Origin of the sequence: Paenirhodobacter huangdaonensis (assembly GCF_004022465.1) — a bacterium.
Taxonomy (GTDB): domain Bacteria; phylum Pseudomonadota; class Alphaproteobacteria; order Rhodobacterales; family Rhodobacteraceae; genus Rhodobacter; species Rhodobacter huangdaonensis.
In genome coordinates this window covers 24,240-46,414 of record NZ_SAVA01000017.1, presented here as the reverse complement: position 1 = coordinate 46,414, position 22,175 = coordinate 24,240, and the positions used below count along the sequence as shown (strand labels likewise).

Annotated in this window: 21 protein-coding genes; 9 read left to right on the top strand and 12 right to left on the bottom strand. The window is 67.4% G+C overall.

Annotation, left to right across the window (positions count from 1 at the left end; translation table 11 throughout):
- The first annotated feature begins 12 nt into the window (after nt 1-12).
- The gene (locus EOW66_RS19000) at nt 13-1,371 is read left to right on the top strand and encodes an aminotransferase (protein WP_128157899.1); all 1,359 of its coding nucleotides are present in this window, start codon (nt 13-15) and stop codon (nt 1,369-1,371) included.
- Between the two features lie 180 nt (nt 1,372-1,551).
- Here the strand turns inward: EOW66_RS19000 and phaR are convergent, their stop codons facing one another.
- From phaR to phaC, 3 genes are all read right to left on the bottom strand, one after another.
- Nucleotides 1,552-2,115, bottom strand: a complete 564-nt coding sequence (gene phaR / locus EOW66_RS18995; protein WP_113900761.1) for a polyhydroxyalkanoate synthesis repressor PhaR — start codon at nt 2,113-2,115, stop codon at nt 1,552-1,554.
- 144 nt (nt 2,116-2,259) lie between these two features.
- Nucleotides 2,260-2,721: a phasin family protein gene (locus tag EOW66_RS18990; RefSeq protein ID WP_128157898.1), complete on the bottom strand. Its 462-nt coding sequence runs from the start codon at nt 2,719-2,721 to the stop codon at nt 2,260-2,262.
- Nucleotides 2,722-2,869: 148 nt separating this feature from the next.
- Complete coding sequence (gene phaC, locus EOW66_RS18985) at nt 2,870-4,663, bottom strand: class I poly(R)-hydroxyalkanoic acid synthase (protein WP_128157897.1); 1,794 nt, start codon at nt 4,661-4,663, stop codon at nt 2,870-2,872.
- Nucleotides 4,664-4,767: 104 nt separating this feature from the next.
- On the opposite strand from phaC, the gene phaZ reads away from it, so the two are divergent.
- Complete coding sequence (gene phaZ / locus EOW66_RS18980; RefSeq protein WP_128157896.1) at nt 4,768-6,042, top strand: polyhydroxyalkanoate depolymerase; 1,275 nt, start codon at nt 4,768-4,770, stop codon at nt 6,040-6,042.
- Between the two features lie 69 nt (nt 6,043-6,111).
- Here phaZ and EOW66_RS18975 read toward each other — a convergent pair whose 3' ends face one another.
- The 6 genes from EOW66_RS18975 to EOW66_RS18950 form a co-directional block, all read right to left on the bottom strand.
- Nucleotides 6,112-7,248, bottom strand: coding sequence for a sodium ion-translocating decarboxylase subunit beta (locus EOW66_RS18975; RefSeq protein WP_128157895.1), 1,137 nt, complete (start codon nt 7,246-7,248; stop codon nt 6,112-6,114).
- A gap of 12 nt (nt 7,249-7,260) precedes the next feature.
- The gene (locus EOW66_RS18970) at nt 7,261-7,647 is read right to left on the bottom strand and encodes a biotin/lipoyl-containing protein (RefSeq protein ID WP_128157894.1); all 387 of its coding nucleotides are present in this window, start codon (nt 7,645-7,647) and stop codon (nt 7,261-7,263) included.
- On the bottom strand, nt 7,644-8,033 hold the full coding sequence (locus tag EOW66_RS18965; protein ID WP_128157893.1) for an OadG family transporter subunit: 390 nt from the start codon (nt 8,031-8,033) through the stop codon (nt 7,644-7,646). Before EOW66_RS18965 ends, EOW66_RS18970 begins: the two co-directional genes overlap by 4 nt.
- A gap of 10 nt (nt 8,034-8,043) precedes the next feature.
- Nucleotides 8,044-9,597, bottom strand: coding sequence for an acyl-CoA carboxylase subunit beta (locus EOW66_RS18960; protein ID WP_128157892.1), 1,554 nt, complete (start codon nt 9,595-9,597; stop codon nt 8,044-8,046).
- Between the two features lie 232 nt (nt 9,598-9,829).
- Nucleotides 9,830-11,710 carry a TRAP transporter large permease gene (locus tag EOW66_RS18955; RefSeq protein WP_128157891.1) on the bottom strand — a complete coding sequence of 627 codons (1,881 nt, stop codon included), beginning with the start codon at nt 11,708-11,710 and terminating at the stop codon, nt 9,830-9,832.
- Nucleotides 11,710-12,279 carry a TRAP transporter small permease subunit gene (locus tag EOW66_RS18950; protein ID WP_128157890.1) on the bottom strand — a complete coding sequence of 190 codons (570 nt, stop codon included), beginning with the start codon at nt 12,277-12,279 and terminating at the stop codon, nt 11,710-11,712. Before EOW66_RS18950 ends, EOW66_RS18955 begins: the two co-directional genes overlap by 1 nt.
- An 863-nt stretch (nt 12,280-13,142) precedes the next feature.
- Between EOW66_RS18950 and EOW66_RS18945 the strand changes: the two genes are divergently transcribed.
- Both EOW66_RS18945 and ilvN read left to right on the top strand, forming a co-directional pair.
- Complete coding sequence (locus EOW66_RS18945; protein ID WP_128157889.1) at nt 13,143-14,888, top strand: acetolactate synthase 3 large subunit; 1,746 nt, start codon at nt 13,143-13,145, stop codon at nt 14,886-14,888.
- 80 nt (nt 14,889-14,968) lie between these two features.
- On the top strand, nt 14,969-15,529 hold the full coding sequence (ilvN, locus tag EOW66_RS18940; protein ID WP_128150685.1) for an acetolactate synthase small subunit: 561 nt from the start codon (nt 14,969-14,971) through the stop codon (nt 15,527-15,529).
- Nucleotides 15,530-15,547: 18 nt separating this feature from the next.
- Here ilvN and EOW66_RS18935 read toward each other — a convergent pair whose 3' ends face one another.
- The 3 genes from EOW66_RS18935 to EOW66_RS18925 all read right to left on the bottom strand — a co-directional run bounded on the left by EOW66_RS18935 (nt 15,548) and on the right by EOW66_RS18925 (nt 17,471).
- A complete protein-coding gene (locus tag EOW66_RS18935) occupies nt 15,548-15,802 on the bottom strand; it encodes a hypothetical protein (protein ID WP_128157888.1) in 255 nt (84 codons plus the stop codon).
- Between the two features lie 106 nt (nt 15,803-15,908).
- Entirely contained in the window at nt 15,909-16,619 is a 711-nt protein-coding gene (locus EOW66_RS18930) for an alpha/beta fold hydrolase (RefSeq protein ID WP_128157887.1), read from the bottom strand.
- A gap of 108 nt (nt 16,620-16,727) precedes the next feature.
- The gene (locus EOW66_RS18925; protein WP_128157886.1) at nt 16,728-17,471 is read right to left on the bottom strand and encodes an alpha/beta hydrolase; all 744 of its coding nucleotides are present in this window, start codon (nt 17,469-17,471) and stop codon (nt 16,728-16,730) included.
- A 125-nt stretch (nt 17,472-17,596) separates the two neighbouring features.
- Here EOW66_RS18925 and EOW66_RS20860 point away from each other — a divergent pair, with 125 nt between their 5' ends.
- The 5 genes from EOW66_RS20860 to thrS all read left to right on the top strand — a co-directional run bounded on the left by EOW66_RS20860 (nt 17,597) and on the right by thrS (nt 21,994).
- Nucleotides 17,597-18,292: a MotA/TolQ/ExbB proton channel family protein gene (locus tag EOW66_RS20860; protein WP_128157885.1), complete on the top strand. Its 696-nt coding sequence runs from the start codon at nt 17,597-17,599 to the stop codon at nt 18,290-18,292.
- Entirely contained in the window at nt 18,292-18,672 is a 381-nt protein-coding gene (locus EOW66_RS18915) for an ExbD/TolR family protein (RefSeq protein ID WP_128157884.1), read from the top strand. Before EOW66_RS20860 ends, EOW66_RS18915 begins: the two co-directional genes overlap by 1 nt.
- Before the next feature lie 3 nt (nt 18,673-18,675).
- Nucleotides 18,676-19,095 (top strand): biopolymer transporter ExbD, encoded by a 420-nt coding sequence (locus EOW66_RS18910; protein ID WP_128157883.1) that lies wholly within the window; start codon nt 18,676-18,678, stop codon nt 19,093-19,095.
- A 3-nt stretch (nt 19,096-19,098) separates the two neighbouring features.
- Nucleotides 19,099-19,929 (top strand): TonB family protein, encoded by an 831-nt coding sequence (locus EOW66_RS18905; RefSeq protein ID WP_128157882.1) that lies wholly within the window; start codon nt 19,099-19,101, stop codon nt 19,927-19,929.
- A 112-nt stretch (nt 19,930-20,041) separates the two neighbouring features.
- The gene (gene thrS, locus EOW66_RS18900; RefSeq protein ID WP_128157881.1) at nt 20,042-21,994 is read left to right on the top strand and encodes a threonine--tRNA ligase; all 1,953 of its coding nucleotides are present in this window, start codon (nt 20,042-20,044) and stop codon (nt 21,992-21,994) included.
- Nucleotides 21,995-22,175 lie beyond the last annotated feature (181 nt).

Here is a 22,175-nt window from a genome sequence, read left to right as displayed (position 1 = left end):
AAGGAGAGCAACATGCGTGACAACAGCTGGGAGTCGAAAGCCGACGAATTCTCGCTCTACGGCTTCACCGACCTGCCCTCGGTGCACGAGCGCGGCACGGTCGTGGTGACGCACGGCAAGGGCCCCTACATCTACGACACCCACGGGCGGCAGTATCTCGATGCCAATTCGGGGCTGTGGAACATGGTCGCGGGCTTCGACCACCCCGGGCTGATCAAGGCCGCGCAGGACCAGTATGCGCGCTTTCCGGGCTATCACGCCTTCTTCGGCCGGATGTCGGACCAGACCGTGCTCCTGAGCGAGAAGCTCGTCGAGGTCTCGCCCTTCGAGAGCGGCAAGGTGTTCTACACCAACTCGGGTTCCGAGGCGAATGACACCATGGTCAAGATCCTGTGGTTCCTGCACGGTGCCGAAGGCAAACCGCAGAAGCGCAAGATCCTGACCCGGATCAACTCCTATCACGGCGTCACCGCGGTCTCGGCCTCGATGACCGGCAAACCCTACAACGCGGTCTTCGGCCTGCCGCTGCCGGGTTTCCTGCATCTGGGCTGCCCGCATTACTGGCGCTTTGGCCGGCCCGGCGAGACCGAGGAACAGTTCACCGCGCGCCTTGCGGCCGAGCTCGAGGCGACGATCATCAAGGAAGGTGCCGATACCATCGCCGGGTTCTTCGCCGAACCAGTGATGGGCGCGGGCGGGGTGATTCCGCCCTCGAAGGGCTATTTCCAGGCGGTGGCGCCGATCCTGAAGAAATACGGCATCCCGCTGATCGCCGACGAGGTGATCTGCGGCTTCGGCCGCACCGGCGCAACCTGGGGCTGCGAGACCTATGACTTCCTGCCCGACGCGGTCATCTCCTCGAAGAACCTGACCGCGGGCTATTTCCCGATGGGGGCGGTGATCCTCGGCCCCGATCTTGCGAACCGGGTGCAGGCGGCCTCGGAAGCGGTCGAGGAATTCCCGCACGGCTTCACCGCCTCGGGCCATCCGGTGGGCTGTGCGATCGCGCTGAAGGCGATCGACGTGATCCTGAACGAGGGGCTGGCCGAAAACGTCAACCGGCTGTCGGGCCGGATGCAGGCGGGGCTCGCACAGATCGCGCAGAACCCGAACATCGGCGAGCTGCGCGGCGTGGGGTACATGTGGGCGCTCGAGGCGGTGGCCGACCGCGCCACAAAGACCCCCTTCGACGGCAAGCTGAGCGTCTCCGAGCGGATCGCCAACACCTGCACCGACATGGGGCTGATCTGCCGCCCGCTCGGCCAGTCAATCGTGCTCTGCCCGCCGTTCATCCTGACCGAGGCGCAGATGGACGAGATGTTCGAGAAGCTCGACAAGGCGCTGAAGAAGGTCTTCGCCGAGGTTGCCTGACCCCCGCCGGATCTCAGGGGGCGCTGCCCCCTCGCGGCCAGGGCCGCTCCCCCCCGAGGTATTTCGGGCAAGGAGAAAGCCCCCTTGGGCTTTTTCTTGGCACAAATACTCCGGGGGAATGACGAAGGGGGCCGCGAGGCCCCCTTTGGCATGGGGGCAGCGCCCCCTCCTGATCCGGGATCAGAGCTTCGACAGCTTCGACTGCAGGTCGGCGAGCTGCTTCTTGATCGTGCTCAGTTCCTCGCGGTCCTTCGCGGCATCGCTTGCCGCGGTCTCGTCGTCGGGGCCGGAGGAGCCGGGCGCGCTCCAGCCTGCCATCATCGACTTCAGGAACGCCTGCTGCTGGCGCTGCAGCGCCTCGAAGCCGGGCATCGAGGCCATCGGGTTCGGGAAGGAGGAAAAGTTTTCCATCATCTTCGACTGCCCCTCGCGCAGCATCTCGAAGGAGGCGGCGAGGAACTGCGGCACCACCGACTGCGCCGAGGTGGTGTAGCTGCGCACGAGATCGGTCAGCACGTCGACCGGCAGCACGTTCTCGCCGCGGCTCTCGTGTTCGGCGATGATCTGCAGCAGGTATTGCCGGGTCAGGTCGTCGCCGGTCTTCAGATCGACGATCTGCACCTCGCGCCCCTCGCGGATGAAGCTCGCGATATCCTCGAGCGTCACGTAGTCGCTGGTCTCGGTGTTGTAGAGCCTGCGGCTGGCATAGCGCTTGATCAGCAAGGGCTTTGCGTCTTCGGCCATCGTGTCCTCCCGGGGATCTTCCTGCATTGCAGCGATGATTATGCGGCAGCGGCGCAAAAGCAACAAAAGAAAAGGGCAGACCGAAGCCTGCCCTTTAGGTCCGGTCCCGGCTGGGAGGAGGAAGCCGGGTCGCGGGAGGTTCTCTTACTTCGTCGCGGTGGTGGCGGCGGTGGTGGCTTTCTTCGCGGCGGCGGTCACTTCCTCGGTGGCTTTCTTCACCGCGGCGGTCGCATCTTCCGAGAAGTCCTTGCCGGCAGCCAGCATCAGCTCGACGGTTTCCATCTGCACCTTCTTCGCGATCTCGGCGAAAGCGGCGAGGTTTTCGGCAGCCATCTCGGCCGAGGCCGACGCGAAGTCGCTCATCGCCTTGGCGTATTCAGCGGGCTCCTGCTTCGACTTGGCGAGCGAACCGACCTTGGCGATCGTGTCCTTGGCCCATTTCGAGGTCACTTCGGTCGACTTCTCGGCGGCGTCGAGGGCGACCTTCGCGATCTTCTCGCCGAGCGCGCTCTGCGCCTTGAAGCTGTCCTGGAATTTGGTCGCGTCGATCGGCATCGACGCCATCATGTCCTGCATGATCTTGGTGAAGTCCTGGGTCTTGGCCATTTTCTTGCTCCGATCTGCGAGCCCGGGTGTGGGATGCGCGAGGGCCCCTTCGCTTACGGACAGTTATAAATGCTGCGGCGCAGCATTTCAAGTGAAAAATGCTGCGCCGCAGAGAATTTTCAACCAAAGGGAGAGTGGTGCCGCCCGATCAGGCGGCGACCACTTCGCTCACATAGGTGCCCGGGGCCGGGCCGAGCACCGGGTGCTTCGCGCCGCCCGGAACCCGCGCCGGCACCATCGCGCCCGAGCGCTCGGCCAGCCAGGCGCCCCAGGTCGGCCACCAACTGCCCTCGTGATAGCTCGCCTTGCCCTTCCATTCGTTCGGATCCCGGATCGGCGCCTCGGAGGTATAATGGCCGTATTTCCGCTTTGTCGGCGGGTTCACCACCCCGGCGACATGGCCCGATTCCGACAAGATGAAGGTCTTGTCGGCCGATCCCATCTGCGCCATGCCGTTGAACGAGGCGATCCAGGGCGCGATATGGTCGGTCTCGCAGGCAAGCGCGCAAAGCGGCACCTTCACCTCGGAGATCTTCACCGTCTCGCCGAGCAGCGGGAATCCCTTGCTGGTGAAGCGGTCCTCCTGGCACAGCCCGCGCAGATACTCGACCGCCATCCGCCCCGGCAGGTTCGTCGAATCGCCGTTCCAGTAGAGCAGATCGAAGGCCGGCGGCGACTCGCCCAGCATGTAGGAGCGGATCGCCGGGGCATAGATCAGGTCGTTCGCACGCAGGAAGGAGAAGGTGCGCTGCATGAAGCTCGCCGCCAGCACGCCCTGCTGCTTGATCAGCTGCTCGATGCCGCCGACGAAATCGTCCTGCAGATAGGCGGTGAATTCGCCCTGATCCGAGAAGTCGGTCAGCGTGGTGAGGAAGGTGGCCGAGTTGATCGACTTGTCCTTGCGCTTTTCCAGCAGCGCGAGGGTCAGGCTGAGCGTGGTGCCGGCGATGCAATAGCCGACCGCATTCACCTTCTTCTCGCCGGTGATCTCCTTCACCTGCTCGATCGCGGTCAGATAGCCCTCGCTCACATAGGTATCCATGCCGACATCGGCATAGCTCGCATCGGGGTTCTTCCAGCTGACCACGAACAGGGTGAAGCCCTGATCGACGATCCAGCGAATGAGCGAGTTCGCGGGCTTCAGATCGAGGATGTAGAACTTGTTGATCCACGGCGGGAAGATGATCAGCGGCGTGCGGTGCACCGTCTCGGTGGTCGGCTTGTACTGGATCAGCTCGAACATCCGGTTGCGGAACACCACCGAGCCCTCGGCGGTGCCGATGTTCTGGCCCACGGCGAAGGCGTTCTTGTCGGAGAGCGTGACGATCAGCTCGCCCCGGTTCTCCTCGACGTCGCGCACCAGGTTCTCGAGCCCCTGCACCAGGCTTGCCCCCTCGGTCGCCACCGCCCGCTCGAGCGCGTCGGGGTTGGTGGCAAGGAAGTTCGTCGGCGCCATCATGTCGACGATCTGCCGGGTGAAATAGGTCAGTCGCCGGCGGTCGACCGGGTCGAGCCCCTCGATGCGCTCGACCGCGTCCTCCATCGCCTTCGCCGAAATCAGATACTGCTGCTTGACGAAGTTGAAATAGGGATGGGTGTCCCACAGCGGGTTGGTGAAGCGGCGGTCCTTCGGGCCCGGATCGGCCGGCGCCTTGAACGCACCTTGCGACAGCGCATGCGTCGCCTCGACATAATGCTTCATCGCCTGGCCCCAGTAGGTCACCTGGGCCTCGAGGATCTTCGAGGGATTCTCGGCGAGCTCCTTCAGCAGGGCGGCGCTGGTATTGAGGTAAAGATCAAGGCCGGGCCCGTCGATCGCCGGATTGGGGGGGCGTTTCTTCGCCAGGGCATCAACCAGGCGTTGAGTCAGGGTCTCGATCTTCGCGAGATTATCCTGCATTTGCTGCGATGCAGCAACGGGGACCTCGTCTGTTGTTGTCATAACGATCAATCCTCCCTATCCTAATTAAGGGGAGCATAACGTCGCCTTCGGGCAAGCGTAAAGCGGCGTTTTGAGGGATTTTGTACTCGGGTAAAGGCGTTACGATGAAGGGCATGATGAGCTACGACCTGATGGAGACCATCAGGAATACGAACGAGTGGATGGGCGCCTCGGCGCGGGCCATGGCCTCCTACCCGGTCTGGGGGCTGACGCCCCATCCGATGTTCAAGCTGCTCTCGGCCTGGGGCCGGGTGACCGAGCGCAGCTTCGCGCGGATGGTGATCAAGCCCGACTGGGGGATCCGCTCGATTCCCGGCGTCGATGGCCGCGACCACACCGTCGAGGTCGAGACGCTGCTCGACAAACCCTTCGGGTCGCTCGTGCATTTCAAGGTGCAGGGCCGGGCGCAGATGGCCCGCCGCGTGCTCCTCGTCGCCCCGATGTCGGGCCATTACGCGACTCTCCTCCGCTCCACCGTGGCGAGCCTGCTGCCGGACTGTGAAGTCTACGTGACGGACTGGCACAACGCCCGCGACATCCCGGTGAGCGAGGGCAAGTTCGACATCGAGGATTACACCCTCTACCTCGTCGATTTCATGCGCTTCCTCGGGCCCGACATCAACGTCATCGCAGTGTGCCAGCCGGCGCCGCTGACGCTGGCCGCCACCGCCTATCTGGCCGCGGAAGATCCCGCCGCGCAGCCGCGCACGCTGACGCTCATCGGCGGCCCGATCGACCCCGACGCCGCCGCGACCGAGGTCACCGACTTCGGCCGCCGGGTGACGATGGGCCAGCTCGAGCAACTGGTGATCCAGCGCGTCGGCTTCAAGTACAAGGGCGCCGGGCGGATGGTCTATCCCGGGCTGATGCAGCTTGCCTCCTTCATCTCGATGAACATGGAAAAGCACGCCGACGCCTTCCAGAAGAAGATCGTCTCCGAAGCCAAGGGCGAGGGCAGCGAGCACGACCATCACAACGTCTTCTACGACGAATACCTCTCGGTGATGGACATGACGGCAGAGTTCTACCTCTCGACCGTGGACCGCATCTTCAAGGGGCTGGAGATCGCGCAGAACCGCTTCACCATCGAAGGCAAGCGCATCGACATCGGCAAGATCACCTCGGTCGCGGTGCACACCGTCGAGGGCGGCAATGACGACATCTCGGCGCCCGGGCAATGTGTTGCGGCGCTGAAGCTGCTCACCGGCCTGCCCGAGGCGAAGAAGGCCCAGCACCTCGAGCCGGGCGCGGGCCATTACGGCATCTTCGCGGGCTCGAGCTGGCGCAAGAACATCCGCCCGCTGATCCTCGACTTCATCGACGCGAATGCCCCCGAGGCGCCGAAGGGCAGCCGCAAGCCGCCGGTCCGCGCGGCCTGACCCCTGCCCCGCCCGAAGATGGAAAAACGCGCCCCGAGGGGCGCGTTTCGCATTTCCGGGGCGGGTCGCTCAGCCGCCGAACCAGGCGATGAAATAGCCCGCCACCACCGCGGTGCCGATCACGCCGGCCACGTTCGGCCCCATCGCATGCATCAGCAGGTAGTTGTTCGGATCGGCGCGCTGGCCCTCGTTGTGGCTCACCCGCGCCGCCATCGGCACCGCCGAGACCCCGGCCGACCCGATCAGCGGGTTGATCTTGGTCTTCGACACAAGGTTCATCAGCTTCGCCATCAGCACCCCCGCCGCCGTCGACACGCCGAAGGCAACGATGCCGAGCGCGAGGATCTTCAGCGTGCTCGCGTCCAAAAACCGCTCGCCGGTCATGGTGATGCCGACCGAGGTGCCGAGCAGGATGGTGGTGACATTGACCACCTCGTTCTGCGCGGCCTTGGTCAGCCGCTCGGTCACCAGACTCTCGCGCAGGAAGTTGCCAAGCATCAGCATCCCGATCAGCGCCGAGGCCGCAGGGACGAGCAAGATCACGACGATCGTCACCAGCGCGGCGAAGATCAGCTTTTCCAGCCGCGACACCGGACGCAGCGACTGCATCCGGATCTTGCGCTCGGCCTCGGTGGTCAGCGCGCGCATGATCGGCGGCTGGATCATCGGCACCAGCGCCATGTAGCTGTAGGCGGCGACGGCGATAGGGGCGAGCAGATCGGGCGCGAGCTTGTTCGCCAGGAAGATCGAGGTTGGACCGTCCGCGCCCCCGATGATGCCGATCGCCGAGGCCTCCTGCGGGGTGAAGCCGAGCATCGTCGCCCCGAAGAAGGTGGCAAAGACGCCGAACTGCGCCGCCGCGCCCAGCAGAAGGGTGCGCGGATTGGCGATCAGCGGGCCGAAATCGGTGAGCGCCCCGACGCCGAGGAAGATCAGCGGCGGGAAGATCTCGAGCTTCACCCCCATCGAGATGTAATAATAAAGCCCCCCCGCCTCGCCGTTCACCGGCGCGTTCACCAGCCCCTCGGTCGGCAGGTTGGCCAGAAGCGCGCCGAAGGCGATCGGGATCAGCAGCAGCGGTTCGAACTGGCGCCAGACCGCAAGGTAGAAAAGCACCGCAACGACGCCCCACATCACCACCATCTGCCAGGTGACGTCGGGGATCGCGGTGAGCGACCAGAGCTGTTCGAGCTTCGAGCCCTCCATCTGCGTCTCCCGTCAGGCCAGGGTGACGAGGATCTGTCCCTCGGTCACGGTGGCGCCGGGGCCGACATTCACCGCGCTCACCGTGCCGGCCTGCGGCGCGCCAATATTGGTGTTCATCTTCATCGCCTCGAGGACGAGCAGAAGATCGCCCGCGGCGACGCTCTGCCCGACCGACACCGCGACGCTGACCACGGTGCCGGCAAGCGGGCTCGGCACCGCTCCGGGCCCGGCCGGGGCCGCCGGCGCCGCAGCCACGGGCGCGGCCACCGGCTTCGGGGCGGCGGCGGGCCGGGGTGCGGAGACGGCGGCAGCCGGTGCCGGCCCGGCGGGGGCCGCGTCCAGCTCCTCGACCGTCACCTCATAGGCGATGCCTTCGACAGTGATCCGCAAGCGTTTCATGGCTGATGTCCTCTCAGGATGTCGGGGGTTTCGCCGCCGAGCGTGGGCCGCGTCGGGCCCCAGTCGGTGCGGATGCGGTGCGCGGTGAAGGTCTCGATCCGGCCTTCGATCGGCCAGCCCTCGACCTTGTGGGCGGGGGCCGCGACGCGGGTGATGCGCACCCCGGCACCGAGTGTCTCGGCCACCGCCGCGGCGATCGCGACGAGGTGATGGGGCGGCACGCCCGGCGCCACCACCGGCGCAGGCGTGGCGGCAGCGGCGGGTTTCGCGGCGGCACCGGCCCGGATGAAGGCGCGCCCGACCAGCGTGCTCATCCCCCACAGCGCCGCGAGCACCAGGATCACCACCGTGAAGCCCGTGCCGATCAGTTCAAGATTGTCGAGCATGGCCAACTCCTTACAGCGGGATGTTCCCGTGCTTCTTCGGCGGCCGCGTCTCGCGTTTCGACATCAGCCCGCGCAGCGCAAGCGCGATGGCCGAGCGGGTCTGGCGCGGCTGGATCACGTCCGAGACGAACAGCATCCCGGCCGAGAGATAGGGCGAGGCGAATTCGGCGCGGTATTCCTCGGCCAGCTCCTTCGCCTTTGCACGCTTGTCCTCGGCCTCGGCCAGCTCCTTGCGGTAGAGGATGTTCACCGCCCCCTCGGCGCCCATCACCGCGATCTCGGCCGTGGGCCAGGCAAGGACGCGATCGGCCCCCATGTCCTGGCTGCACATCGCGATATAGGCGCCGCCATAGGCCTTGCGCATGATGACGGTGATCTTCGGCACCGTCGAGGAGGCATAGGAGAACAGCATCTTCGCGCCGTGGCGGATGATGCCGCGCCGTTCCTCGTGCACCCCGGGCAGGAAGCCCGGCACATCGACGAGCGTCACCAGCGGGATGTTGAAGATGTTGCAGAAACGCACGAAGCGCGCCGCCTTGTCCGAGGCGTCGATATCAAGCGCGCCGGCCTTCACCATCGGCTGATTGGCGACGAAGCCCACGACGATACCGCCGATCCGACCGAAGCCGATGACGATATTCGCGGCGAATTCCGCCATCACTTCAAGGAAATCGCCCTCGTCGGCCAGCCGCTCGATCACCTTGCGGCAGTCGAAGGGCGCCTTCGGGTCCTCGGGCACTAGATCGTCGAGCACCGGATCGTCGGCGATCGCGAGCTCGGGCTCGATCCGGTGCGGCGGGTCCATCATGTTGTTCGAGGGCAGGAAGGACAGCAGCCGGTGCACCAGCGCCACGGCATGCGCGTCGTCCTCGGCGATGAAGTGGATGTTGCCCGCGACCGAGGCCTGCACCTCGGCCGAACCGATCTCGTCCATGCTGGTGGCCTGGCCGGTGACGGCGCGGATCACCTCGGGACCGCAGATGAACATCTGCGCATGCTCGCGGGTCATGATGGTGAAATCGGTCAGCGCCGGCGAATAGGCGGCACCGCCCGCGCAGGGCCCGGCAATGACCGAGATCTGCGGCACCACGCCCGAGAGCTGGACGTTGCGGTAGAACACCTGGCCATAGGCCGAGAGCGCACCCACCCCTTCCTGGATCCGCGCCCCGCCGGAATCGTTGAAGCCGATGACCGGCACGCCGGCCTTCACCGCGTGATCGAGCGTGTGACAGATCTTCTTCGCATGGATCTCGCCCAGCGACCCGCCCGAGACGGTGAAGTCCTGACTGAAGGCGGCGACCGGCCGGCCGTCGACGAAGCCGGTGCCGGTGATCACGCCGTCGCCCGGGATCTCGCGCGTTTCCATGCCGAAGTGGCGGGTGTTGTGGCGCGCATGCAGGCCGAATTCCTGAAACGTGCCCGGCGAGAACAGTGCCTCGAGCCGCTCGCGCGCGGTCATCCGCGCCTCGGCATGGCGCGCCTCGGCCTTCTTCTTGCCGCCGCCTGCCAGCGCAACCGCGCGCCGCCGTTCCAACTCGTCCGCAAGTGCCTTGGAAATCGCCATGTTGAAACCGTCTTTATCTCTGGCCGCACCGGGTCGGCGCGGCATCTGCCGAAAGGGACCGTCCGCGCCCAGACTGCGGCCGCTCCCTGCCCCGTGCAAGAGCTTGCCCCGAAGCGCGCGCCAGATAAAGGCTTGACGGCACGAAATTTGTGCAACCGCAGCAAGAAGGCCGCGGCGGCGCGGCAGGCGACCCCGAAAGCGAAAGCGGCGGCCCGAAGGCCGCCGCTGGGGGTCAGTTTCCGGTGATCGGGGCGCCGCCAAGCCCCATCGGGGCCGGCACCCCCGAGCCTGCGCCCTCCGGCGGTGCCGCGGGGGCAGGCGCCGGGGTTGCCGGCGCGGTGCCGCCAAGACCGGGCGGCGGACCGCCGAGCGTCGGCGCGCCAAGCGTCAGGCCGCCCCCGGGCGCCGCCCCCGGCGCCCCGATCGGCGGCAGGCCAAGCCCGCCCGGCGCGGGCAGGCCGCCCGGCGCCGCCCCCGGCGCCCCGAGGCCGCCAAGCCCCGGCATCGTCGGCAGGGTATAGCTGACGTTCGAGGTGTCGACCGGCTTGCCCTTGTAGTGCATCACCAGCCCCGGGAAGGCCACGACGATGCCGATCATCGCGATCTGGATGAAGACGAAAGGCACCGCGCCCCAGTAGATGTGCGAGGTCTTCACCGCCTCGATCTTCCGCCCGGTCAGCTTGTCGATATAGGCCTCCTTCGGCGCCACCGAGCGCAGGAAGAACAGCGCGAAGCCGAAGGGCGGGTGCATGAACGAGGTCTGCATGTTCACCCCGAGGATCACCCCGAACCAGATCAGGTCGATCCCCATCGCGTCGGCGGCGGGCGCCAGCAGCGGCACGATGATGAAGGCGAGCTCGAAGAAGTCGAGGAAGAAGGCGAGGAAGAAGACCAGCAGCGAGACGACGACGAGGAAGCCCAGCTCGCCGCCCGGCAGCGAGGTCAGCAGATGCTCGACCCACAGATGCCCGTTCACCCCGTAGAAGGTGAGCGAGAACACCCGCGCGCCGAGCAGGATGAACATCACGAAGGCCGAAAGCCGGGTGGTGGCGGCAAGCGCATCGCGCACCACCGGGAAGGTCAGCCGGCTCTTCACCGCCGACAGCAGCAGCGCGCCGACCGCGCCCATGGCGCCGCCCTCGGTCGGCGTCGCGATGCCGAGGAAGATGGTGCCGAGCACGAGGAAGATCAGCGCCAGCGGCGGGATCAGCACGATCACCACCTGCTGCGCCAGCCGGCTCATGGTGTTGATCTTCAGCGCCTTGTCGAGCAGCGCCAGCACATAGACCACGATCACCGCGACCGCGGCTGCCAGCATCTCGGCATTGGCGGCATTGGTGCCGGTATCGAACCAGCGGAAGGTGCCATAGAAGACCGCCCCGCCAAGCGCCAGCGCGACGACGAGCGACATCACGCCCGAGCCGAGGGTGCGCGCCTCTCTCGGCAGCGCCGGCATCGACTGCGGCCGGATGATCGACATCAGAGCCACATAGCCGAGATAGATCGCCGTCAGCACGATCGAGGGGAACAGCGCGCCCTTGTACATGTCGCCCACCGAGCGGCCGAGCTGGTCGGCCAGCACGATCAGCACCAGCGAGGGCGGGATGATCTGGGCAAGCGTGCCCGAGGCGGCGATCACACCGCTTGCGATGCGCCGGTCATAGCCATAGCGCAGCATGATCGGCAGCGAGATCAGCCCCATCGCGATCACCGAGGCGGCGACGACGCCGGTGGTGGCCGCCAGCAGCGCGCCGACGATGATCACCGCATAGGCAAGACCGCCGCGGATTGGTCCGAAAAGCTGACCAATGGTGTCGAGCAGATCCTCGGCCATGCCGGATTTCTCGAGCACGATGCCCATGAAGGTGAAGAAGGGAATGGCGAGTAATGTGTCATTGCTGAGCACCCCCCAGAACCGTTCGGGCATCGCGTTCAAGAGCGGCCAGCTGAGGTTGATCGAGCCCCCCGAAAGCGGCGCGAGCTCGACCCCGATGATGAAGAACAACAGCCCGTTCGCGGCAAGCGAGAAGGCCACCGGATAGCCGAGCAGCAGGAAGAAGATCAGCGAGATGAACATGATCGGCGCCATGTTCTGCGCGATGAACTCCATCATCAGAGCGCCTCCTCCTGCTCGATCGGATCATGGCCGTGATGGCCGGTGGCGGGGAACGGATCGGCGATATCGCCCCGGATCACCGCGATCTTCTTGATGATCTCGGACAGCCCCTGACAGAACAGCATCGCGAAGCCGATCAGCAGCAGCGCCTTCGCCGGCCACAGGATCAGACCGCCGGCGTTGGTCGAGACCTCGCCCGAGACATAGGAGCGCATCACGTAGGGGTAGAGCAGGTAGAGCATCAGCGTGACCATCGGCATCAGGAAGAAGACGTGGCCGAACAGGTCGATCCAGTGCTGCACACGACGCGACCAGGCGCCGTAGAGAATGTCGATGCGGATATGCTCGTTCTGCTTCAGCGTATAGGCGGCGGCGAACAGGAAGGCCGCGCCGTAGAGATACCATTGCAACTCGAGCCAGGCATTCGACGATACGTTGAAGACCTTGCGCACGGTCGCGTTGACCGCGCTGACCAGAACCGCGATCAGGATGAGCCACGACACGGATTTGCCGATGATCTCGTTGATACGGTCGATCAGACGCGAAAGGGCCAGCAAAGCGCCCATCTCATCCTCCCCTTCCCTGTTAGCGCCCCAAAGTCCGGAGCTTGCGGTTTCCTTGGACGGGTTCTGGCCACAGGTCAAGAAATTTGGCCGATCTGGTCGTGTTTCCTGACCAGTTTGCCCCGACATGCACAGAGTCGTCCGACAAGGGGTGCCGTTAACATTATCTTGCGCGAGAGGGAAGCTGGACGGAAGATCCGCGAAGCCGATCGCGGAATTTTCGCTCCCCCTTCCGCAGCCGGCGCTTGCCCGAGCATGCGAAGGCTGCCGGAGTCCCCGGTGTTTCCAGCATGGCATTTGCTCCATCGGATTTCGGATCTGCCGCCCCCCGTAAGCACCGCCTCGCCGGAGGCGGCTCGGTCTGGCGGAGGCCGGCCCGAGACAGGCGCAGAGGCCCGGGGGGCCATGGTGGCTGCCCGCCTGCCCGGCCGCTGACCCGCGGCGTCCGATCCGCCCTTCGCGCAAAGGGGCCCCCGCCGAAGGCGCTCCCGCCGCCTCCGACTCACTGTTTCCAAAGTGCGGAAATGTCCCTGCCCGAGGCACGGGCCCCGGCCAGATATCCCCGGAATTTTCGCTTTATTGCCCCATTGCCGCAAGATTGCGCAACTTCTGCAACGTTTTTGACGCCACCTGCGACACTTTCTTCACGGATTTACCGTTGACGCCCCCGAAACCGCCCCCTAATGTCCGCCGCAACGCAATGGAAAGGATCAGCGATGCTCTCGCTTCTTATCGTCGTAGAGGATTGGCGCATGGGCCGGTGACGGTTTGACCATGATGGTTCCCATGCGCCCCCGCCGGAAAAGCGGGGGCTTTTTGTTGCGAAACGGGTTGGGGGCTGCGCGCCCCGGTGAATGGAGAGAAGCATGTCACGGCAGATGACCGGCGCGGAAATGGTGGTGCAGGCACTGAGGGACCAGGGAGTCGACACGATCTTCGGCTACCCCGGCGGCGCCGTCCTTCCGATCTATGACGCGATCTTCCAGCAAAACGACATCCGGCACATCCTGGTCCGCCACGAGCAGGCCGCGGTGCACATGGCCGAGGGCTATGCCCGCTCGACCGGCAAGCCGGGCTGCGTGCTGGTGACCTCGGGCCCCGGCGCGACGAATGCGGTGACCGGGCTCACCGACGCGCTGATGGACAGCATCCCGCTTGTCGTGTTCTCCGGCCAGGTGCCGACCTTCATGATCGGCACCGACGGCTTTCAGGAGGCCGACACCGTGGGCATCACCCGCCCCTGCACCAAGCACAACTGGCTGGTGAAGGACGCCGACAAGCTGGCCGAGGTGATCCATCAGGCCTTCCACGTGGCGACCTCGGGCCGGCCGGGCCCGGTGCTGGTCGACCTGCCGAAGGATGTGCAGTTCGCCACCGGCACCTATACCGGGCCGAAACAGGCGCGCACCGAGAATTACCAGCCGAAGGTCAAGGGCGACATCGAGGCGATCACCAAGCTCGTCGAGCTGATCGAAACCGCCGCGCGGCCGATCTTCTACACCGGCGGCGGGGTGATCAACTCGGGCCCGGCGGCAAGCCAGCTGATGTGCGAGCTGGTCGATGCGACGGGCTTCCCGATCACCTCGACGCTGATGGGGCTGGGCGCCTATCCGGCCTCGGGCAAGAACTGGCTCGGGATGCTCGGCATGCACGGTCTCTACGAGGCCAACCTCGCGATGCATGACTGCGACCTGATGATCAATCTGGGCGCCCGCTTCGACGACCGCATCACCGGCCGCGTCTCGGATTTCTCGCCGAAATCGACCAAGGTGCATGTCGATATCGACGCCTCCTCGATCAACAAGATCGTGCATGTCGACCTGCCGATCATCGGCGATGTCGGCCATGTGCTCGAGGATGTGCTGAAGGTGTGGAAGGCGCGCGGGCGCAAGGTCAACAAGGAGGGCCTGGCGAAATGGTGGGGCCGGATCGAGGAGTGGAAGAAGGTCCGCTGCCTCGCCTATGCGGGCTCGCAGACGGTGATCAAGCCGCAATACGCGCTCGAGCGGCTCGAGGCGCTGACCAAGGGCCGCGACCGCTATATCACCACCGAGGTCGGCCAGCACCAGATGTGGGCGGCGCAGTTCCTGCATTTCGACGCGCCGAACCGCTGGATGACCTCGGGCGGGCTCGGCACCATGGGCTATGGCTTCCCGGCCTCGATCGGGGTGCAGATCGCGCATCCGGACGCGCTCGTCATCAACGTCGCGGGCGAGGCGAGCTGGCTGATGAACATGCAGGAGATGGGCACCTGCTCGCAGTTCCGCGTGCCGGTGAAGCAGTTCATCCTGAACAACGAGCGGCTCGGCATGGTGCGGCAATGGCAGGACCTGCTGCATGGCGGGCGCTATTCGCAGAGCTGGTCGGAAAGCCTGCCCGACTTCACCAAGCTCGCCGAGGCCTTCGGCTGGAAGGGCATCGTCTGCTCGGACCCGAAGGATCTCGACGACGCGATCATGGAGATGCTCGACCATGACGGGCCGGTGCTCTTCGACTGTCTGGTCGAGAAGCACGAGAACTGCTTCCCGATGATCCCCTCGGGCAAGCCGCACAACGAGATGCTGCTTGCGGCCGATGCCGAGGCTTTCGCGTCGGGTGCGGCGCTGGTGTGACGCGAGGCCGGGGGCCCTGCCCCCGGACCCCCGAGGTATTTCGGGCAAGATGAAAGCAACTCTGCAAGAGGAGAGAGGCAATGGCCGCTCTGAACATCAAGAAGGGCGCGACCTCGCATTCCGCCTATGACCTGCGCGACACCCACTCGGACGTCGAAAGCTCGCACACGCTGGCGGTGATCGTCGACAACGAGGCGGGGGTTCTCGCCCGCGTGATCGGGCTGTTCTCCGGGCGCGGCTACAACATCGACAGCCTCACCGTGGCCGAGATCGACCACAAGGGGCACCGGTCGCGGATCACCATCGTGACGCGCGGCACGATGGCGGTGGTCGAGCAGATCAAGGCGCAGCTTGGCCGCATCGTGCCGGTGCACGCGGTGATCGACCTGACCACCGAGGCGCAGCCGGTCGAGCGCGAGCTGGCGCTGTTCAAGGTGCAGGGCACCGGCGAGAAGCGGGTCGAGGCGCTGCGTCTGGCCGACATCTTCCGCGCCAATGTGGTCGACAGCACGCTCGAGAGCTTCGTCTTCGAGGTCACCGGCACGCCCGAGAAGATCGACGCCTTCGCCGAGCTGATGCGGCCGCTGGGCCTTGTCGATGTGGCGCGCACCGGGGTGGCCGCGCTGTCGCGCGGGATCTGACCAACAGCGGCGGCGGCCTCAGCGGCCGCCGTCCGTCACCGCCGCGCCGATCGCCGCAACCGCCCGTTCGGCGATCCGCCCGAGCGCCGCGCTGTGATGCGCGGCGGCGATCCGGCGCAAGAGCCGTGTCTCGCAGGCGATCAGCGGCAGAACCGGCCGCTCCGGGGCCGGCGCATGCCACGGGCGCGCGGCACGCGGATGCCGGGGCCGGAGCTGCCACAGGTGCAAACACACCGCGCGGCTGCGCAAAACGCACAGATCAATTTCTGTCATCAATTCTCCTCCCCTCCGGCGTCATGACACCGGCGCCGCCAATCAGCAGCTCTCCCCCCATGCACTATAGCGCAAACCGGACCTTCCCGGAACTGTCCTGATGCCCTCACCGCAGCAGAAGCGGGGCGTCGAGCCAGTCGCGCAGCGCCCGGGTGACCGCCTGTGGCTGTTCGAGCGGGCTCAGGTGCCCGGCGCCGGGAATCAGCCGGAATTCCGCATGGGGCATCAGCTCGGCCAGGAACTCGTGCCGGCGCGGCGGGCAGATCGTGTCGTGCTCACCGCAGATCAGCATCGCGCGCACGCGGGTGTTGCGCAGCGCGCGCTGCTGGTCGGGGCGGCGCATCAGGGCGCGGCTTTGCCGGGTGAAGCCCTCGGGGCCAAGGCTGTCGGCCATCTCGAGCAGCAGCGCCTGCATGCTCTCGCGCCCCTCCCCGGGCGCAAGCGCCGCGGCCGGGATCTCCTCGAGCACCATCTCGTCAAGCCGTCCGGCGCGCGCCTTGACGATGCGCTGCTCGCGCATCGCGGCGGCCTGCGGGCTTTCGGCAAGCGGCGACACGTCGATCAGCGCGATCTCGGCCACCCGGTCGGGGGCGCGGCGCAGGATCTCCATCGCGACGAGCCCGCCCAGCCAGTGCCCGACGAGCGACACCCGCAGCGGCAGCGTGGCGAGCACGGTCTCGGCCATCTCCTCGATCGAGGCCCCGAGGAGTGGCGCAGCGATCACCGTGCGGTCGGCGGAAAAGTCGAGGATCTGATGCCAGAACAGCCGTGCGTCGCACAAGAACCCCGGAAGGAAGACCAGCGGGTCTGCCGTCATGCCTGCTCACCTCTGCCTGTGGCGCCTGTGGCGCTCTTTGCACCACTGTGCCCCGGATCGGGGCCGGGGGGAACCCCATGCACGGCGCGGCGGGCAAGGTTCCGCGGATCACAGCCGCGACAGCACCTCGCCCACCGTCGCCTCGATCAGGCGCAGATCGTCCGGGTCGGAGAAACGGTGATCGGTGCCCTTCACGAGGGTCAGGCGGATGTCGGCGCCCTCGGCATGCTCGAAGAGCTGCAGCGCCACCGACACCGGCACCGCAGTATCGGCCGTGCCCTGCAGGAAGCGCGCCGGAATGGCGAGCCGCAGCGGCGCGCGCAGCACCAGCCGGCCGCGCGCCTCCTCGATCAGGCGGCGGGTGATGCGATAGGGCGCGCCATATTCCGAGGGCAGATCGACATAGCCCTGCGCCTCGAGCGCCGCGGCCTGCGCCGGGGTGAAGGCGGCGACATAGCCATCCTCGGTGAAATCGGGCGCGCCGGCGATGGTAACGAGCCCCGCCACCAGTTCGGGGCAGTCGCGGGCCAGCAGCAGCGCGAGCCAGCCGCCCATCGACGAGCCCACCACCAGCTGTGGCCCGGTGCACAGCGCGCGGATCGCGGCGCGGGCATCCTCGAACCAGTCGCCGATCGCGCCATCCTCGAACACCCCGCCCGAGGCGCCATGGCCCGAAACGTCGAGCCGCAGGAAGGCCCGCCCCTGCGCCTGTGCCCAGGCCTCGAGCGCCAGCGCCTTGAACCCCTCCATGTCGGATTTCAGCCCATGCAGGAAGACGATGCCCGGCCCCTCGCCGGCCGAGCGGTTATAGGCGATGCGGCGCCCCTCGGGCGTGGTGATGAAATCGGTCATGATCTGCCTCCGGTCGCCGCCACCCTAGCGGCGCACGGTCGCAGGCTCAAGCCGCGCCCGGCCGGGGCATCGACAAACGCCGCGCGCGCCCCTATCCCTGCAGGCAAAGACGGAGGAGCGCGCAGATGGAAACGGGAACGGCACAGGGGCTGTCGGTCGTGGCGGGGGCGGAGCGGCTGCGCGGCGTGCTCGACCTCGGCGGGCCGGCGATGTGGGCGATTGCGGCGCTCTCGGTCGCGACCGTGGCGCTGATCCTGTGGAAGATCTGGCGGCTCGTTGCCTTCGGCGCCTGGTCGGGCGGGGCGCAAAGCGCGGCCGCGGTCGCGCTGTGGCGGCAGGGCGAGCGGGCGACGGCGCTGGCGATGCTGTCGGGCCGGCGCAGCCTGCGCGCGCGGCTCGCCCGCGCGGCGATGGCGGCGGCGGGCGATCCGGCCATGGGCGACACCGAGGCGCGCGAGGAGACCGCGCGCGAAGCCCGCGCCCTGCTGGCGCAAGCCCGGACCGGGCTGCGCGGGCTGGAGCTGGCCGCGACGATCGGGCCGCTTCTGGGCCTGCTCGGCACGGTGACCGGCATGATCGGCGCCTTTCAGGCATTGCAGGAGGCCGGCAGCCACGCCGACCCGGCAACGCTTGCGGGCGGCATCTGGGAAGCGCTGCTGACCACTGCCGCCGGCATGAGTGTCGCGATCCCGGCGCAGGTCGCCCTGACCTGGTTCGAGTCGGTGATCGACCGGCTGCGCCACGACATGGAAGACCTCGCGACCCGGATCTTCGTCGCCGCCGGCCGTTCGGGGGCCGGCCGCTCGGGGGATGCGGACTGATGTTCGCCTTTGGCGCAGAGCGCCGGCGCCGGCGCCCCGACCTGACGCCGATGATCGACGTGGTGTTTCTGCTGCTTGTCTTCTTCATGCTCGCCTCGCGGTTCTCGACCGAGACCGCGCTGCCCCTCGTTGCCGCCACCGGCACCGGCGGCAGTTGGCAGGGCCCGCCGCGGCTGGTCGAGGTCGGCCCCGGGGGGATCGTGACGCTGAATGGCATCGCGACGCCGCTTGCGGGGCTCGGCGCCGCGCTTGCCCCCCTGAGCACCGGCCCCGAGGACCCGGTGGTGCTGCGCCCGCGCGCGGCCGGGGTGCAGGATCTGGTGACGGTGATGGAGGCGCTGCGGAGCGCGGGCTTCACCCGGCTGATCGTGGTGGAGTGAGCGATGGAGTTCTCGCCCCCGCCGCGCCGGCCGCCGAATGTCACGCTGCTGCCGATGATCAACGTGGTCTTCCTGCTGCTGGTGTTCTTCCTGCTGGCGGCGAAGATCGCCCCGCCCGAGCCCTTCGCGACCGACCCGCCCGAGGCGCGCGCGGCCGAGGAGGCGGCAGGCGAGTTCACCCTGTTCCTCGGGCCGGACGGGCAGCTTGGCTTTCAGGAGACAACGGGGGACGCCGCCACCGTGCTGCCGGCCCTCGCCTCGGCCCGCGCGGCCTTCTGTGACCGGGCCGATTGCACCGCGGTGCCGCCGCGGCTGTCGCTGCGCGCCGACCGGGCGGCGCCGGCCGAGGCGCTCGCCGCGCTTCTGCCGCAGCTCGGTGCGCTCGGCTTTGCCCGCGTCGATCTGATCGCGACGGGGAGCTGAGCGATGCGCGCCCGCCCTGCCCTCGAAGCCCTGACCTGCCTCGCGCTCGCGCTCGGGCTGCATCTGGCCATGTTCGGGATCGGGCTGCCGGTGGGCGGCGCGCCCTCGGCGGGCGATGGCGGCGATGCGACGATCACCCTCGCCGCGGCCGATGCCGACCTTCAGGCGCTGGTCGACAGCTGGGACCGGGTCGAGGTTCCCGAACCCGAACTGACCCTGCCGCCGACGCCCCCTGCCATCGAGGCGGCGCCCGAGATCGCCCTGCCCGAGCTTGCCACCGCGCCGCCCCTGCCGGCAGCGCCGAAGGTCCCTGCCCCGGTCGCCGCCGACAGCCCGCCCGCGCCGCAGGCGGACCCGGCCCCGCCGCCCGCCAAACCGGCCCCGAAGCCCGCACCGAAGCAAAGCCGCCGCGAGCCGGCCGAGACCCCGCGCAAGCCGGGCGGCGCCACCGCCTCGGTCGCCGGGCAGCGCGCCGCGGGCAGCGGCGGGCGCGGCGCGCAAGGCGTGAACGGCAGCGCCGACGTGCCCGCGCTGACCGAAGGGGTGATCCGCTCGGCCCGCGCCGAATGGGGCGCCGCGATCCGCGCCCGGATCGAGCGGCAGAAGCGCTACCCCACCGCCGCGGGCCGCGCGCAAGGAAGGGTGACGGTGTTTCTGACGGTGACGCGGGCGGGGGAACTTGCCGCGGCGCGCATCGCCACGGGCTCGGGCACGGCCGCGCTCGATGCCGCGGCACTCGACGCCGTGCGCCGCGCCGGCCGCTTCCCGCCCGCCCCCGCCGCGCTGACCGAGGCAAGCTACAGCTTCACCCTGCCGATCAGCTTTCGCCGCTGAGCCGGCGCCGCGGCGCGGCATGTTGACTTGCCCCGGCTCCGGGCGCATACCCGCGCGATCATAACCCGCAACCGGGCGCTCCGTGGGCGCCAAACCGACGAGGAGGACCGACGTGTCCCAGTCTCAGATCACCCTCACCTTTCCCGATGGCAGCAAGCGCGAATTCCCCGCCGGCGTGACCGCGGGCGACGTTGCCGCCTCGATCTCGAAATCGCTCGCCAAGGCGGCGATCTCGGCGCAGGTGAACGGCGCGCATTTCGACCTGCAATGGCCGATCGAGGCCGATGCCCGGATCTCGATCAACACGATGAAGGATCAGGTTCCGGCGCTCGAACTGATCCGCCACGACCTCGCCCATATCATGGCCCGCGCCGTGCAGGAGATCTGGCCGGACGTGAAGGTCACGATCGGGCCGGTGCGCGATTACGGCTGGTTCTACGACTTCGACCGGGCCGAGCCCTTCACCCCCGAGGACCTCGGCGCGATCGAGGCGAAGATGAAGCAGATCATCAACGCCCGCGAGCCGGTGCGCACCGAGGTCTGGTCGCGCGAGGCGGCGATCCAGCACTATGTCGAGACCGGCGAGCCCTACAAGGTCGAGCTGGTGAACCGCATCCCCGAGGGCGAGAACATCCGCATGTACTGGCACGGCGACTGGCAGGACCTGTGCCGCGGCCCGCACCTGCAATCGACCGGCCAGGTGCCCGCCGACGCCTTCAAGCTGACCCACGTCGCTGGCGCCTACTGGCTGGGCGACAGCACCCGGCCGATGCTGCAGCGCATCTATGGCATCGCCTTCCGCACCCGCGATGACCTGAAGGCGCACATGATCATGCTCGAGGAGGCCGCGAAACGCGACCACCGCAAGCTCGGCAAGGAGATGGACCTCTTCCACATGCAGGAAGAGGCGCCCGGTCAGGTGTTCTGGCACCCGAACGGCTGGTCGATCTACACCACGCTGCAGGACTACATGCGCCGCCGCCAGCGCAAGGACGGCTATGTCGAGGTGAACACGCCGCAGGTGGTGAACCGCAAGCTCTGGGAGGCCTCGGGGCACTGGGCGAACTACCGCGAGAACATGTTCATCGTCGAGGTCGACGAGGAAGGCGCGAAGGAGAAGGTGGTCAACGCGCTCAAGCCGATGAACTGCCCTTGCCACGTGCAGATCTTCAACCACGGCATCAAGTCCTATCGCGACCTGCCGCTGCGTCTGGCCGAATTCGGCTCCTGTGCGCGCTACGAGCCCTCGGGCGCGCTGCACGGCATCATGCGCGTGCGCGGCTTCACCCAGGACGACGCGCATATCTTCTGCATGGAAGACCAGATCGAGGTCGAGACGAAGAAGTTCATCGACTTCCTCGCCCAGGTCTATGCCGACCTCGGCTTCACCAACTGGCGCATCAAGCTGTCGACCCGGCCGGAGAAGCGCATCGGCACCGAGGAAAGCTGGGACCATGCGGAGGCCGCGCTCGGCAATGCCTGCAAGGCGGCCGGCTATGACTTCGAGCTTCAGGAAGGCGAAGGCGCCTTCTACGGGCCGAAGCTCGAATTCGTGCTGACCGACGCGATCGGCCGCGACTGGCAATGCGGCACGCTGCAGGTCGACCCGAACCTGCCCGAGCGGCTGGACGCGAGCTATATCGGCGTCGACGGCGCGAAACACCGCCCGATCATGCTGCACCGCGCCTGCCTCGGCTCGTTCGAGCGCTTCATCGGCATCCTGATCGAAAGCCACGCCGGCAAGCTGCCGCTGTGGCTGGCGCCGCGCCAGGTCGTCGTCGCCTCGATCGTCTCGGACGCCGACGATTACGTCGAGGAGGTCGCCGCGAAGCTGATCGAGGCCGGCATCCGCGCCGAATGCGACACCCGCAACGAGAAGATCAACTACAAGGTGCGCGAGCATTCGCTCGGCAAGGTGCCCTACATCTTCGCGATCGGGATGAAGGAGGTCGAGGAGCGCACCGTTTCCGTGCGCCACCTCGGCGAGACCCGGACCGAGACCGTGGGCCTCGACGAGATCGTCGCGCGGCTCACCGCCGAGGCGCTGCCGCCCGACCTGCGCTGAGCGCTCGCCAAACGGGCAATGCCGGAATTTCGTGCCATCAGGTGCAGGGCTTCGGCCCTCACCTTTTTTTTCGTTGATTTTTTATCCGCCTGTGGCACGTTTTCTCTCGCGTGACCGCAGACTTTCTACCGCTCCCTTCTCGGGGCAGCCGGACGACCTGAAAGACCTGGCTGCACGGCCC